This is a genomic window from Sphingomonas sp. (assembly GCF_036677245.1).
GTDB lineage: Bacteria > Pseudomonadota > Alphaproteobacteria > Sphingomonadales > Sphingomonadaceae > Allosphingosinicella.
This window is the reverse complement of the sequence record NZ_JAKFCG010000084.1, coordinates 1-13,463: the sequence shown is the minus strand read 5'-3', so window position 1 is coordinate 13,463 and position 13,463 is coordinate 1. Positions and strand designations below refer to the sequence as shown.

Sequence of the window (13,463 nt, the reverse complement as noted above, 5' to 3'; positions counted from 1 at the left end):
TGTTGAGCCGGTTATAGGCCGGGCTGATCAAGGCGGTCGCCATCGCCGCGCCAATGCCGGCCGCTCCAGCCCCGGCGTTGCTGCCGAACGTGTTCTGGATCGACGTCCCAAGCCCCTGGATGATTCCGGCGACGATCGCGCCGGTGATCAGCGCCAGGCCGGCAAAGGTCGCCGAGCGGCTGATCACGAATTCGGCGTCGTACAGGCGGAAGCGCAGCAAGGCGACGAGGAGGCCGAGCTGGATCGCCAGGAAGGCAAGGCCGAGCGAAAGCCCTGCCGTCATCTCGAGAATCAGCTGGCTGGCGAACGAGCCCGCCTGCGGCTTGATCATGTCGCAGACCAGGGAAGCGGCGATGAAGATCGCATATCCTGAAAAGCCGAACAGCGCCCATTTGATCTGCTGCCGGACATCACCGTGCTGCATCGCGCGCAGACAGCTGATCAGCATCAGCACCGCGCAGATCATGAAGATGATGAACAGGCCGCGATAGGCGTCACCGTGGAGGAACAGCAGCAAAGGCAAGGCTGCCAGCACCAGCAGCAACCGGGGCGAGAGCTTGCCGTGCGGAAAGAGGAGAATCCCGGTGAGCAGGCATATGTTTCCGAGGTCGTAGAGGAACATGTGGCCCGGGAGCGGCACGCCGATTGCCGACAGGAAGGTCGCCGAGGGCTCCTCCGTTGCCATCGTCAGCAGGATCGCCAGCGAGAGGATCGAGCTCACCGGGTCGCGCGGCTGGCGCTTGTGGAGAAACCAGGCGGCAATCAGCAGGAACGGATAGGTGATCACATGGAGGCGATCGACGAAGCGGAGAAAGGCAGGAGGTATCGAAAGCGCTCGCGCGGCGGCGGCGATATGATGGTCTCCCGTGGTGACGGTCAGCTCGCGGACCTTGCCGTTAGGCGAGCGGATCGTCAGCTGCCGATCCCCCTCCCCGGTGTCGAACAGATTGTCGAGCAGCACGTAGGCAGTGTCGCTTTCATGCGCGATGCGGTCGCGCTGCGAGAATGGGACGACTTCGGGCAGCGGCAGACCGAGCACCGCGATGATGTCGTCGCCCGGCTTGATGCCGAGCGCCGCCGTTTCCGGCCCGACCGTGAAGCGGATCCTCGTCGCATCCTCCTCGGCAACGACGAAGCCCGCGCGGCTGCCGGGGAACAGCTTGCTGTTGTCGCTCGGGGTGACGAAGCCGCCATAGAGGCCGGCGATCGGGCCGATCAGCGCAAGCGCAAAGACGGTGTACCAGAACAAGCGATAGATGAAATAGGTGCGGTCGCCGAACGGCGGCACGGCATCGGGCAGTCTCAGGCGCTGCCAGAAGCCGCTCAACTTATCGTGCAAGGCGAGCTGCAGTGCCAGAATATTGCCCTGTCTCAGACTGTGGCGTCGCTATCACTATGGAATGAATCGGCAATCAGCGCAAATCGAGCAAGACACGCTGCCCGAGCTTTCGTGACGGCTGCGGATCAAAGCCGGCCGCTGCCCGTTTTGCGCCCTGCTGGCCTGGGCGTGCGCAGCAGGCCGTCATTCGGGCCCGTCGCCGGGGCCCTTCATTGTGGAGCGTGTCATGGTCCGATCGATCACTTACAGCCGGCTGCTGCTCGCAGCGGCGCTTATGCCGCTGGCGCTGAACGCCGGTGCAGCGGGAGCCCAGACGGGTTCGCGCCAGAACGTCATCTCCGCGAGCGAGCGCAGCCAGGGCGCGAAGGCGCATCCGCAGCTGCTGGAGCAATTCGGCGGCGCCTATAGCGGCCGCCAGGCCGCCTATGTGACGCAGGTCGGCCGGCGCATCGCGATGCAGTCCGGGATCGCCGATTCACAGAGCGCCTATACCGTCACCTTGCTCAATTCGAACCTGATGAACGCGTTCGCGATCCCGGGCGGCTACGTCTATGTCACCCGCCAGTTGCTCGCGACGATGAACGACGAGGCCGAGCTCGCTTTCGTGCTCGGGCACGAAGTCGCGCACGTTGCCGCCCGGCATTCGAAGAAACGCAACACGCAGTCGACACTGGCGACGATCGGCTCGGTGCTGCTCGGCGCCGTCACAGGCTCCTCGCAGATCGGCAATCTTGCCGGCCAGGCCGGCCAGTATCTGGTGCTCGGCTATTCGCGGAACCAGGAATATCAGGCCGATACGCTCGGCGTCCGCTATCTCGCCCAGGCGGGTTATGATCCGTTGGCCGCGCCGGACATGCTCGCCGGCCTGGGTGCGCAAAGCACTTTGGAAGCACGCCTGCAGGGCAAGCAGGCCGAGGACAGCACGCCTAGCTGGGCGAGCACCCACCCGCTCACCTCGGACCGGGTGACGCGCGCTCGCGCGCTCGCGCAGAAAACACCGGTGGCGCAGCGGCTGCGCAACCGGGACGCTTTCCTCGCCGCGATCGACGGCATGCTGATCGACGACGATCCACGTCAAGGGATCGTCGACGGCAGGACCTTCCGCCACCCCGACCTGCGCATCGGCTTCGACGCACCGCAGGGCTATACGATCACCAACAGCCCGGAAGCGGTGACGATCGAAGGACGCGACGGCCAGGCGCAATTCGGCAGCGGCGCGCTTGGTGTCTCGCTCGCTTCCTATATCGACGGCGTCTTCAAGGCGATCGCCGGCCAGGCGCAGATCCGCTACTCCGAGCCGCAGCCGTTCCGCGCCGGCAGCTTCGATGGCATGACGTCGAGTGCGCGTGCCAGCACGAATTCGGGTCAGGTCGATGTCACCGTCACTGCCTTTCGCGCCACGAGCAGCCTCGCCTATCATTTCGTCACGATCACCCGCGCCGGCTCGGGCCTCGGCACCTTCCGGCCGATGCTCGCATCGTTCCGCCGGCTCACCAGCGAGGAATTGGGCAGCATCCGCGCGCGCCGGCTCGACGTGGTGACGGTCAAGGCGAACGACAATGTGCAGACGCTCAGCGCGCGCATGGCCTATCCCGATTATCGCCTCGAGCGCTTTCTCGCGCTCAACGGCCTGGCCGCTAACGAGCGGCTGCAAGCGGGGAGCAAGGTCAAGATCGTCGTCTACGGCAACGCCAGATAGCGCGGCCGTCGTGTTATCCCGCTTCCCTTTCGCCAGCGGGGCCGCTCCAAAACTCCGTTCGCGGTGAGCTTGTCGAACCGCTCTCCTTCTTTCCCACAGAAGGAAAGGCCTTCGACGGGCTAAGGCCGAACGGTTTTGGATGACTCGGAACCTTATGCAGCGGTCGCCTCGCGGAAGAGGAAAGCCTCACCCGATCCCGCGTTCGCCAAGCCAGTCGAACACCAGGTCCGTCACCTCGGCCAGCTGCGCCGGCTGGCCGGCATAATAATGGCTCGCGCCCTCGATCCGCGCGTAGCTTTTGTCGCGGCTGCCCGCGGCTTCGAACACCAGGCGCGGGTGCGGCAGCGGCACGACCTCGTCCGCGCTATTCTCGATCACCAGCAGCGGCGCCGCGATACGCGCGGCGTTCGCCAGCCCGTCGGCCTGGCTGTCGTCGATCGACCATTGCGACAGCCAGGCGCGCAGGGTCGAGAAACGCGCCAAGCCGACCGGTCCGTTGTTCACCGTCTCGGGCTTGCCCATGTAGCACCAGCCGATCGGCCGGTCGTTGGGATCGAGGCTGGCGTCGAGGAAGCGCGGGTCGGCGAGCGTGCGGTGGGTGACGAAGCCGCGCTCGCGCTCGCCGCTGTTGCGGCGCCTGAGCGTATCGAGTTGTTCCTTGACCCGCGCGGTGATCCTGCGCACCCGCGCGATCTGGGCGGCGCGGAAGCGCTCGACAAAATCGGCGCTGTAGGGCGGCTGCTCGGGATTGGCCGGATCGTAGATGTCGAGCGAGGCATCGCGCCTGTCGGGGTCGTCCTCGTCGATCACCGAGGGATCGATCACCTCGCACAGCATCCGCGCGCGCGAGGCATGCGCGGCTTGGAACAGGATCGCATCGGCCGGGATCAGCCCGGCGCCGGCGAAATCGACCGGATTGCCGGCCGGCGTCGCGGTCACGCTGGGCGCCTCCGCCTCGGCCTGGTAGAACAATGCCAGCGATCCGCCGCCGCTCCAGCCGGCGAGGACGATCGTCTCATAGCCGAGCCGCTCCTTGGCGTGGCGGATATAGGCGCCGAGGTCGAGCACGACATTCTCGAGGATGCAGGCGGTGTCGTTGCGCGCATAGCGGCTGCCGGCGCAGAGCACGTGGACGCCGCGCCGCGCCGTCGCGCGCGGCACCGGCATCAGCTGCAACGTCGAGGCAGGATGCATGTAGATGAACAAGGTCTTCGACGGCACGCCCTTGGGCCGGATCAATATGCCCTCGAGGTTCACCTTCCCTTGGTTCCCGGCAAAGCCGTAGGTCTCCATGAAGGCGAGCTTCTCCTCATAGGCGATATGCACCCAGTCGAAGCTCAGATCCTCATCCGCGCCCATCATCCTCACCCTTTCATTGGAAGAACCCGCCGTCGACCTTGAGCTCGGCGCCGCTGATCGTCTCAGCATCGTCGGACAGCAGGAACAGCACGGCCTTGGCGACCTCCGCCGGCGTGCTGAACCGGCCGAGCGGCACGAGCGCCTCGCGCCGCGCCAATTCTTCCTCGCCGAGCGAGGCGGTGAGATCGGTCCGCACCGCGCCGGGGTTGACCGAATTGACGCGGATGCGATCGCTGCCGAGCTCGCCGGCGGCGACACGGGTCATGCCGCGCACCGCCCATTTGTTGCCGGCATAGGCGACCCCGCCTGGCATGCCGCGCATCCCGCCGACCGACGCCATATTGACGATCGCGCCGCCGCCGTTGGCGCGCATCGCCGCGGCCGCGCTCTTCATGCCAAGGAAGATGCCGAGCTGGTTGACTCGGAAATGGTCCTCGAACGTCTCGACGTCGGTTTCCAGCAGGGGCTTGAGCACCATCTTGCCGGCGTTGTTGGCGAGCAGGCTGAAGCGGCCGTCGCGGTCCGCGTCGGCGACCGCGACGCGCCAATCCGCTTCGCGAGTCACGTCGAGCCGCACGAAGCGCGCGCGGCCGCCGAAAGAGTTCGCCAGCGCGCTGCCTCGCGCTGCGTCGACGTCGCCGATCACGACGTCGGCGCCTTCGGCAATCAGCTGCGCCGCAATCTCCGCGCCGATGCCGCGCGCGCCGCCCGAGACCAATGCGCTCTTTCCGTCAAAGCCTCGTGCCACGCGACCCGCCTCCCTTCACTGCGCCTGAGGCGGTCGAACGCCCGGTGCGCGAACATCCGTCGAGCTGGCGTCATGCGCATAGAGCCAGTCGCCGAGCGGCGGGCGCGACGCTGCCGCAAGCCGACCGTCGCGGCAGTCCTGCTCAGGCCCGTCCGGCAGCTGAAACATGTCGGCATTGACCAGCGACATCTGCTGGACTCGCGCGGTGCGCGCGCGGCGCAGATCCTCGTACAGCGCCAGCGCGGCCGGAATGTCGGCCTCCTGCGCGAGGCAGGCGGCGAGCGCCGCGCCGTCCTCGACCGCCTGCGCCGCGCCCTGGGCCATATAGGGCAGCATCGCATGGCAGGAATCGCCGAGCAGGGTCACCGCGCCCTCGCTCCAGCGCGGCAGCGGCGGGCGGTGGAACAGGCCCCATTTGAACGTCTGCTCGATCGCCTCCACCAAGCCGCGCACCGTGCCGTTCCAGCCTTCGTAAGCGGCGCGAACCTCGTCGGGCGAGCAGGCCTCGGTCCAGCTCTCGCTGGTCCATTCGGGCTGGCGCACGCAGGCGACGACATTGAGGAAGCGCCGCCCCGCGACATAATAAGCGACGAGGTGACGGCCGGGGCCGAACCAGGTGGTGCTGATCACTTCGAGGTCGAGCGCTGCGATCTTCTCCGCCGGCACGAGCGCGCGATAAGCGACGGCGCCCGAGTAGACCGGCGCTTCCGGGCCGAACAGCGCGCTCCGCACCGCCGAATGGATGCCGTCCGCACCGACCACGAGATCCGCCTCGATCTCGCTGCCGTCGACGAAGCGCACCACCGGGCGCGGCGCCTGGCGATCGATCGCGACGCAGCGGCGGCCGAGAAGGATGCGCTCCGCGGGCAAAGCGCGGACGAGCATGTCGAGAAATTCGGCACGGTGGAGGTGGAAATAGGGCGCATTGAACGCGCGCTCGACCGCTTCGCCCATCGGATAGCGCGCGATCAGCCGCCCATCCTGCCAGCGCCGATATTCGACCGCCTGCGGGCGGACGCCGATCGCGCCGAGCTCATGTTCAAGCCCGAGCGCGTAGAGGATGCGGGATGCGTTCGGGCTGATCTGGATTCCGGCGCCGACCTCGGCCAACTGCGACGCCTGTTCGTAGATGCGGACATCGGCGCCGCGCGCCAGCAAGGACAGCGCCGCGCTGGCGCCGCCGATGCCCCCGCCGATCACCGCCACCGAGAGTTGGTTCAGGTCGGCCATGCGCCCCGATCGCTCGGCGCCGGAGCCTGTCGCACCGCGCTCAGCGGCCTTTCTTTTCTCGGATCAGCTCGATCAGCGCTTCCGGGATGCTCCGGTTCTCGCGAACCGCTTTCTCCTTGGCCGCCACCCACATCTCGAGGTCCTGATAGCCCTGGCCGGTGTGGCGGTTCCATTCGGCGTCGGTCGGCGTCGTGATCTCCAGCCTGATGCCGTTGGGATCGTAGAAATAGAGGCTGAGCAGCATCTCGTCATGATCGACCGGACCGATCACCTCGACGCCGTTCGAGACCAGCCACTCCTTCCATTGCCTGACCGCCTCGACGTCGGGGGCCTCGAGTGCGATATGCTCGAACACGCGATAGGCGGGATGCGACGGCTCGGCGCGTTCGGGCAGCCCCGGCACCTCGAAGAAGGCGATCGTCGATCCGTCACCCATCCTGAAGAAGATGTGGAAATAAGGGAAAGCCTCGCCGGTCGAGGGAACGTGATCGTCGTAGATGGTGCTGGCAAGCTCCATCCCCATGATGCGCGTGTAGAAATCGGCGGTCGCGGCGACGTCGTGGGTGACCCAGGCGGCATGATTGAGCATCGTCGGGGTGAGGCCCGAGGCTCCGAGCCCCCACTTCCGCACCGGCTTCAGGGTCTGCACGTTCATCGCACCCTCCGTTCAGCCGCCCTTCTCGCGTACCCGTCTCGCGTGGGGCGTCGCATGCTTATATCTGAGGTTGCGCGGTGAAGACCAGAGGGCGCCCCGAGATCGATCAGGCCGCCTTGCGGTGGGAGCGCAGCGCGAACTCGGCGGCGGCCGACGAGAGCAACGCGCAAACCACCATCGTCGCGAGCATCGGCATCTCGGTCCCGTTGGCGAAAGCCGTCACCAGCGCGCTCGCGATCGCGCCGACGCCGAAGCCGGCGGTACCGATCAGCGCCGCGGCCGAGCCGGCCGAGCCGCCGTGCGGATGAAGCGCGACCACCGTTCCGACCGGCATCATGATGCCGAGCGCGCAGAAGATCAGCAGCACGGCGACCAACAGGATCCACGGTCCATCGAGGCCGGCGAGGCCAAGCACGAAGATGAAGATCGTGATCAGTGACGTCCCCATCACGCAGATGTTGAGCAGCCGCTCGGGACGGATACGCTTCATCAGCGGCGACGAGAATTGCGCCGCGCCGGTGAAGGCGGCCGCACCGACCGCAATGACCAAGCTATATTCCCACGGCCGCAGCCCGTAGATTTCCATGAACACGAACGGCGAGCCGGTCAGATAGGCGAAGAAGGTCGCCTGCCCGCAGCCGACCATCAGCGCCATGAACATGAATTCCTTGTCGCGCAGCAGCGCGCCATAGCCCCGCAGCGCGTCCATGCCGCGGTTGCGCCGCTCCGGCGGGAGGGTCTCGGGCACCAGGAAGATGGTCATCAGCAGCATGACGACGCCGATCGCCGCGAGGGCCCAGAAGATCGATCGCCAGCCGAACAGCATGACCAGCCCGGTCCCACCGAGCGGCGCCAGCAGCGGCCCGACCGATCCGACCAATATGACCAGCGACAGCAGCTTCGCGGCGGCGTGGCCGGTGTAGAGATCGCGGACGATCGCGCGCGGGATCGCCATCGCCGCGCAGGTGCCGAGTCCCTGGAAGAAGCGCCAGACGATCAGATGCTCGACGGTCGAGGAGAAGCAGACACCAACCGAGGCGATGACGAACAGGGCGATGCCGAGATACAAGGCAAGCTTGCGGCCGAAGCGGTCGGACAGCGGCCCGTAGACGTTCTGGCCAATCGCAAGCGCTGCCAGGAAGCTCATCAGGCTGAGCTGGATCGATTCGGCAGAGACGTGGAGATCGGCGGCTATGACCGGGAAAGCCGGAACATACATGTTGATGCCGAGCGGGCCCGCCAGCGCGATAAGGCCGAGCACGAGCGCATAGCGCGACCTTCCATGTGGAAGGACTTGGCCGTGCGCAAGGACCTGGCCGTGCGAAGCCAACTGCCCGTTCGGAGGGACCTGCTCGTTCTCGTCAGCGGCTGCCACGAGCGCCTCCAGCCGGCTCGACCGGCGAATGGGAAGGTCGGGCACCGCCCGCGAAGGAGGCGCGTTGCGATTTCATATGGATGTAACGTGACACACGCGGCTTCGTTCGGCTCTGGGCAGCGGCGGCGCCGATGCGGCGCCGTGCGGCAAGGTGAAAGTCAGTTCGCGCATGCAACTGATCGCCCGCTACGTCAAAGGCGATTTTGAACAAACGCGGAGCTTTCCGAGCGGCGCGAGGGCGGACACTGGGCCCACCGGCGCTCTCCCGCCAAGCACGAGGAGAGAGCGAGCCGCGCGCAGCGCGTCGTCGAAACCAAGATGGTTGACCGGCCGTTTACCATCTTTGATGCTCGGCCAAGTGGCTCGGCATCGGGAGCAAGGCATGATTCGCGCGTGGCTTCTTTCCCCAATGGCGGGCCTGTTGCTCGGCAGCGCAACACCTCCGCCCGCTCGGCTGGAAGCCGCGAGCCTGCGCGATATGGCAGGGGCGTGTGCGCTGACGATTGCCGGCCGCTGCGAGAGCGATCGGCCCGTGACTGGTCAGGCGAAACGGCTGGTTGCGGAAGCCGGGCTTCTGAGCCTCGACGAGGGCATTCCCAATTGGGGTGAGCTTCGCGAGATCGCGCCGCCGGCGGGGGAGCCGGTGACCACTGCGCCGGCAGCACGCGGCGGCGTGCGGGTGGTGATCAGCCTTCCCCAGCAAAAGGCCTATGTGTTCCGCGGCGGCGAGCTGTTCGGGACGTCGCCGGTCTCGACCGGCCGGCGCGGCCACGAGACTCCGGTCGGGACCTTCCGCATCCTCCAGAAGAAGGTCGATCACCATTCGAACATCTACGACAATGCGCCGATGCCATACATGCAGCGCCTGACCAATTACGGGATTGCGCTCCATGCCGGGCATCTTCCCGGCTATCCCGCCTCGCACGGCTGCATCCGCTTCCCGCGCAGCTTCGCCAAGAAGCTTTACGGGATCACCAACTTCGCGACGACAGTGACGATCACGAAGGAGCGTGTGGAATCGGCCGACGAGGCTCGCGCGCTGGCCTGAACCAGTCGCCCAATCCCGTTCCTCCTCCCGCTCGCGAAACCGCCGCAAAACTCCGTTCGCGGTGAGCTTGTCGAACCGCATTCCTTCTTGCTCAGAGAAGAAAAGCTCAAAGAAGAAAAGGCCTTCGACGGGCTCAGGCCGAACGGTTTTTGGCCGAACGGTTTCGGGTGACTCGGCACCGTTGCAGCGTCCTGCTCCCAGAAGACAATCCGGGGCGGGACAGAAATTGGCTATTTCCCGTAGCCCATGATCGCCTTGGTCTCGAGGAACTCCTGCAGCCCGTGCTGGCCCCATTCGCGGCCATTGCCCGATTGCTTGTAGCCGCCGAACGGCGCCGAGATGTCGGTCGGCGCGCCGTTCAGATGGATCATGCCGGCGCGCAGCCGCCGCGCCACCTGCCGTGCCTGGCCGATATCGGCCGACTGGACATAAGCGGAGAGGCCGTAAGGCGTGTCGTTGGCGATCGCGATCGCCTGCTCGACATCGTCGTAGGGGATGATGGTGAGCACCGGCCCGAACACTTCGGTGCGCGCGATCATATGCTGGTTGTCGACCGGCCCGAACACTGTCGGCCTGGTGTAGAAGCCGGCGTTGAGGTGCGGCGGCCGCCCCGGTCCGCCCGTAACCAGCGGCGCCCCTTCCTTGACCGCGCCTTCGATCAGGCTCTGGGTCGTCTTCCACTGCTTTTCGTTCGCCTGCGGCCCGATATGCGTCGCATCGTCGTCGGGCGGGCCGACGACGACCTTGTCGGCCGCCGCGCGCGCGATCGCCAGCGCTTCATCGAGCCGATCCGCCGGGACGAGCATCCGCGTCGGCGCGTTGCACGATTGGCCGCTGTTGCGGAAGCAGGCCTCGACGCCTTCCTTGACCGCGGCTTCGAGGTCCGCGTCGGGAAGGATGATGTTGGCCGATTTGCCGCCGAGCTCGAGCGAGACGCGCTTGATGCTCGCGGCGGCGTGGCGCGAGACCTCCGCCCCGGCGCGGGTCGAGCCGGTCAGCGAGATCATGTCGACCTGAGGATGCTCGGCCATCGCCGTGCCCGCGACCGCATCGCCGTCGATCAGGTTGAACACCCCCGGCGGCACCCCAGCCTCGTCGATGATCTCGGCGATCAGATGCGCGCTCAACGGCGCAAGCTCGCTCGGTTTCAGGACCATCGTGCAGCCCGCCGCAAGCGCGGGCGCGACCTTGCACATGATCTGGTTCATCGGCCAATTCCACGGCGTGATCAAAGCGCAGACGCCGACCGGCTCGGCGAGGATGGCGGTGCCGCGCTCGTTGACCTCGACCTGCTCGTCGCGAAGCAGGGACAGCGCGGTCATGATGTGGCCGAGACCCGCCGCCGCCTGCGCCTTTTCGGCGAGGATCTTCGGCGCGCCCATCTCGCGCCGGATCGCCTCGGCCATTTCGGCATAGCGGCGCTTGTAGGCGGCCTTCAGCCGCTCGAGCAGCGCGATCCTCTCATCGAGCGGGGTCAGGCCGAAGCTTTCGAACGCGCGCGCGGCGGCGGCGACAGCCTTGTCGACGTCGGCCTTGGTGGCGAGCGCGATCGTCGCGATCGGCTCCTCGGTGGAGGGATCGACCGCCTGCCAGTCGCGCGCGCCCGCTTCGGGGGCGACCCATTGGCCGTCGATATAATATTGCCGCAGGTCCTTCATTCCATCCACTCCTCAAGATCTTCGGTCGCGCTCATCGATTCCTCTGCGCCCGATTGCGGTGACGGCGCCAGCACCTTTGCTAATCCGGCTCGCCGGTCATTGCAGCTCACGCACGAACGCGGCAACCGCCTCCAGCACCGCCTCGGGCTGGTCGCGATGCGGCGAATGGCCGCACTCGGGCACTATGAGCCGCGCGGTTGCCGGCAGCGCCGCTTCGATCCGGTCGAGCTGCTCGAGCGTGCCATATTCATCGTCCAGCCCCTGGATCAGCAACACCGGCGCAGCGACGCGCGGGAGCAGATCCTCGATATTCCAGGCGCGAAAGCGCGGATCGAGCCAGATGTCGTTCCAGCGCCAGAAGACCTGGTCCGGCAGGCGGTGATAACGCGCCATCCTCTCGCCCATGTCGCTGGCAAGATAATGGTCCCGCGCCGCGGCGATGCTCGCGACGGCGACATCCTCGACGAAGACGTGCGGCGCCTCGAGGATCAGCGCCGCGACCCGCTGCGGGTAGCGCGCCGCCGCGATCAGTGCGATCGAGCCGCCGTCGCTGTGGCCGAGCAGGATCGCGCGCGCGATGCCGAGCGCGTCCATCACCTGCGGCACGAGATCGGCCTCGCGATGCATGTAATCCGGATCGCGCGGCTCGGGCAAAGGATCGGACTGGCCGTAGCCGGTCCGCGACCAGGCGATCACCGGCTTGCCGGTGCGCCGGGCGAGCGCGGCAGGAAAATCGCGCCACATCGCCACCGAGCCAAGGCCTTCGTGGAGCAGAAGGATCGGAGTTCCTGTACCTTGCCAGGCTTTGACTTCGAGCCCGACGCCGGCAACTTGGACTACCTCCGGGACAGCGATGGCGGCTTGCGAGCTCACGCATTCTCCCGGAGCCGGAAGCGCTGGATCTTGCCGGTGGCGGTCTTGGGGAGATCGTCGGCGAAGACGATCCAGCGCGGATATTTGTAGGGCGCGAGCAATTTCTTCACGTGCGCCTTGAGATCGGCCTCGAGCGCGTCGCTCGGCTGCTCGCCGGGGCTGAGCACGACATAAGCGCGCGGCTTGATCAGCCCGTCGGCATCGGCGGCGCCGATCACCGCCACCTCCAGCACCGAGCGGTGGCCGACGAGTGCTTCCTCGACCTCGATCGGCGAGACGTAATTGCCGCCGACCTTGAGCATGTCGTCGCTGCGCCCGCCGTAGGTGTACCACCCCTCCTCGTCGCACGAATATTTGTCGCCGGTCCGCGTCCATTCGCCCTGGAAGGTGGCGAGCGACTTCGGTCGGTTGCGCCAATAGCCGATCGCCGCGGTCGGGCCGCGCACCTGCAGCTCGCCGAGCTGGTTCGGGCCCGCTTCCCTGCCCTCGTCGTCGACCAGCCTGATCTCATAGCCCGGCACCGGACGGCCGGTGCAGCCGTAGCGCACGCTGCCCGGCACTTGCGCGAGATAGACATGAAGCATCTCGGTCGAGCCGAGGCCGTCGATCACGTCGGCGCCGTAGCGCTCGAGGAATTGCTCGCCGAGGTGCGCCGGGAGGCATTCGCCCGCCGAGGTCGCGATGCGCAGGCGCGGCGCCTCCTTTTTGGTCGGCGCGTCGCCGCTGGCGAAAAAGGCCGCGAAGAAGGTCGGAACGCCGTTGAGGATCGTCACCTGATGCTTGACGATCAGCCGGCCGATCGCCGAGGGCGTCGCACGGCCATCGTAGAGGATCACCGTCGCACCGGCCGCGTAGGGAAAGCTCAGCGCATTGCCGAGGCCGTAGGCGAAGAATTGCTTGGCCACCGACAGGATCACGTCGTCCTCGCGGTAGCCGACGACGCCGATGCCGAACAGATTGGCGGTCAGCCGCATCGAAGCGTGGCTGTGCATCGCGCCTTTCGGCCGGCCGGTCGAGCCCGAAGTGTAGAGCCAGAAGGCGACATCGTCGCGGTGGGTGTCGGCGGGGGGAAGGTGTTCCGCTTCGCGCGCGCGACCGAGCATCTCGTCGAGCTTCGGCCAAGGCCCGCCTCCGCACGACACGAAGCGGACATGCGGGAACTCGCCGGCGAAGCCGCTCCATTGCTGCGCAAGCTCCTCGGAGACGAACACGGCCGCCGCCTCGCTGTTCTGGAGGATCCAGCGATAATCGTCGGCGACGAGCAAGGTGTTGAGCGGGATCGCGACGATGCCCGCGCGGATCGCGCCGAGGAACACGGTCGGAAAGTCGACGGTGTCGAGCAAGCAGAGCAGGATGCGCTGCTCGCGCCGCACGCCAAGCGCGCCGAACACCGCCGCCATCGCCGCGACTCGGTCGGCGAGATCGCCGTAAGTGGTGCGGCCGTCGCGATCGATCACCGCCACTTTATCCGCGCGTTCG

Annotated in this window: 11 protein-coding genes; 2 read left to right on the top strand and 9 right to left on the bottom strand. The window is 66.9% G+C overall.

Annotated features, from left to right (window positions below; all coding sequences use genetic code 11):
• Positions 1 to 1,339 (bottom strand): hypothetical protein (locus V6M48_RS10265; protein WP_332812447.1); only part of this gene is annotated, 1,339 nt, incomplete at its 3' end.
• A 226-nt stretch (positions 1,340 to 1,565) separates the two neighbouring features.
• Here V6M48_RS10265 and V6M48_RS10260 point away from each other — a divergent pair.
• Positions 1,566 to 3,038 (top strand): M48 family metalloprotease, encoded by a 1,473-nt coding sequence (locus tag V6M48_RS10260; protein ID WP_332812446.1) that lies wholly within the window; start codon positions 1,566 to 1,568, stop codon positions 3,036 to 3,038.
• Positions 3,039 to 3,224: 186 nt separating this feature from the next.
• Here V6M48_RS10260 and V6M48_RS10255 read toward each other — a convergent pair whose 3' ends face one another.
• The 5 genes from V6M48_RS10255 to V6M48_RS10235 form a co-directional block, all read right to left on the bottom strand.
• Positions 3,225 to 4,397, bottom strand: coding sequence for an alpha/beta hydrolase (locus V6M48_RS10255; protein WP_332812445.1), 1,173 nt, complete (start codon positions 4,395 to 4,397; stop codon positions 3,225 to 3,227).
• Positions 4,398 to 4,410: 13 nt separating this feature from the next.
• Entirely contained in the window at positions 4,411 to 5,145 is a 735-nt protein-coding gene (locus V6M48_RS10250) for an SDR family NAD(P)-dependent oxidoreductase (RefSeq protein ID WP_332812444.1), read from the bottom strand.
• Between the two features lie 15 nt (positions 5,146 to 5,160).
• Positions 5,161 to 6,375 carry an FAD-dependent monooxygenase gene (locus V6M48_RS10245; protein WP_332812443.1) on the bottom strand — a complete coding sequence of 405 codons (1,215 nt, stop codon included), beginning with the start codon at positions 6,373 to 6,375 and terminating at the stop codon, positions 5,161 to 5,163.
• A 40-nt stretch (positions 6,376 to 6,415) separates the two neighbouring features.
• Positions 6,416 to 7,030, bottom strand: a complete 615-nt coding sequence (locus V6M48_RS10240) for a VOC family protein (protein WP_332812442.1) — start codon at positions 7,028 to 7,030, stop codon at positions 6,416 to 6,418.
• 106 nt (positions 7,031 to 7,136) lie between these two features.
• Positions 7,137 to 8,405, bottom strand: coding sequence for a multidrug effflux MFS transporter (locus V6M48_RS10235; protein ID WP_332812441.1), 1,269 nt, complete (start codon positions 8,403 to 8,405; stop codon positions 7,137 to 7,139).
• Positions 8,406 to 8,787: 382 nt separating this feature from the next.
• Here V6M48_RS10235 and V6M48_RS10230 point away from each other — a divergent pair, with 382 nt between their 5' ends.
• Positions 8,788 to 9,453: a L,D-transpeptidase family protein gene (locus tag V6M48_RS10230; protein ID WP_332812440.1), complete on the top strand. Its 666-nt coding sequence runs from the start codon at positions 8,788 to 8,790 to the stop codon at positions 9,451 to 9,453.
• A 230-nt stretch (positions 9,454 to 9,683) separates the two neighbouring features.
• Here the strand turns inward: V6M48_RS10230 and V6M48_RS10225 are convergent, their stop codons facing one another.
• From V6M48_RS10225 to V6M48_RS10215, 3 genes are all read right to left on the bottom strand, one after another.
• Positions 9,684 to 11,111 (bottom strand): aldehyde dehydrogenase family protein, encoded by a 1,428-nt coding sequence (locus V6M48_RS10225; RefSeq protein WP_332812439.1) that lies wholly within the window; start codon positions 11,109 to 11,111, stop codon positions 9,684 to 9,686.
• 96 nt (positions 11,112 to 11,207) lie between these two features.
• Positions 11,208 to 11,984, bottom strand: coding sequence for an alpha/beta fold hydrolase (locus tag V6M48_RS10220; RefSeq protein ID WP_332812438.1), 777 nt, complete (start codon positions 11,982 to 11,984; stop codon positions 11,208 to 11,210).
• The coding region (locus tag V6M48_RS10215; RefSeq protein WP_332812437.1) for a benzoate-CoA ligase family protein at positions 11,981 to 13,463 on the bottom strand (1,483 nt) is incomplete at its 5' end. The genes V6M48_RS10220 and V6M48_RS10215, both read right to left, overlap by 4 nt.

Excerpts from the sequence above, each read along its gene's own strand:
- V6M48_RS10260 (WP_332812446.1), top strand. The coding sequence starts at position 1,566 with ATGGTCCGATCGATCACTTACAGCCGGCTGCTGCTCGCAGCGGCGCTT.
- V6M48_RS10255 (WP_332812445.1), bottom strand. The coding sequence starts at position 4,397 with ATGGGCGCGGATGAGGATCTGAGCTTCGACTGGGTGCATATCGCCTAT.
- V6M48_RS10245 (WP_332812443.1), bottom strand. The coding sequence starts at position 6,375 with ATGGCCGACCTGAACCAACTCTCGGTGGCGGTGATCGGCGGGGGCATC.
- V6M48_RS10240 (WP_332812442.1), bottom strand. The coding sequence starts at position 7,030 with ATGAACGTGCAGACCCTGAAGCCGGTGCGGAAGTGGGGGCTCGGAGCC.
- V6M48_RS10230 (WP_332812440.1), top strand. The coding sequence starts at position 8,788 with ATGATTCGCGCGTGGCTTCTTTCCCCAATGGCGGGCCTGTTGCTCGGC.
- V6M48_RS10225 (WP_332812439.1), bottom strand. The coding sequence starts at position 11,111 with ATGAAGGACCTGCGGCAATATTATATCGACGGCCAATGGGTCGCCCCC.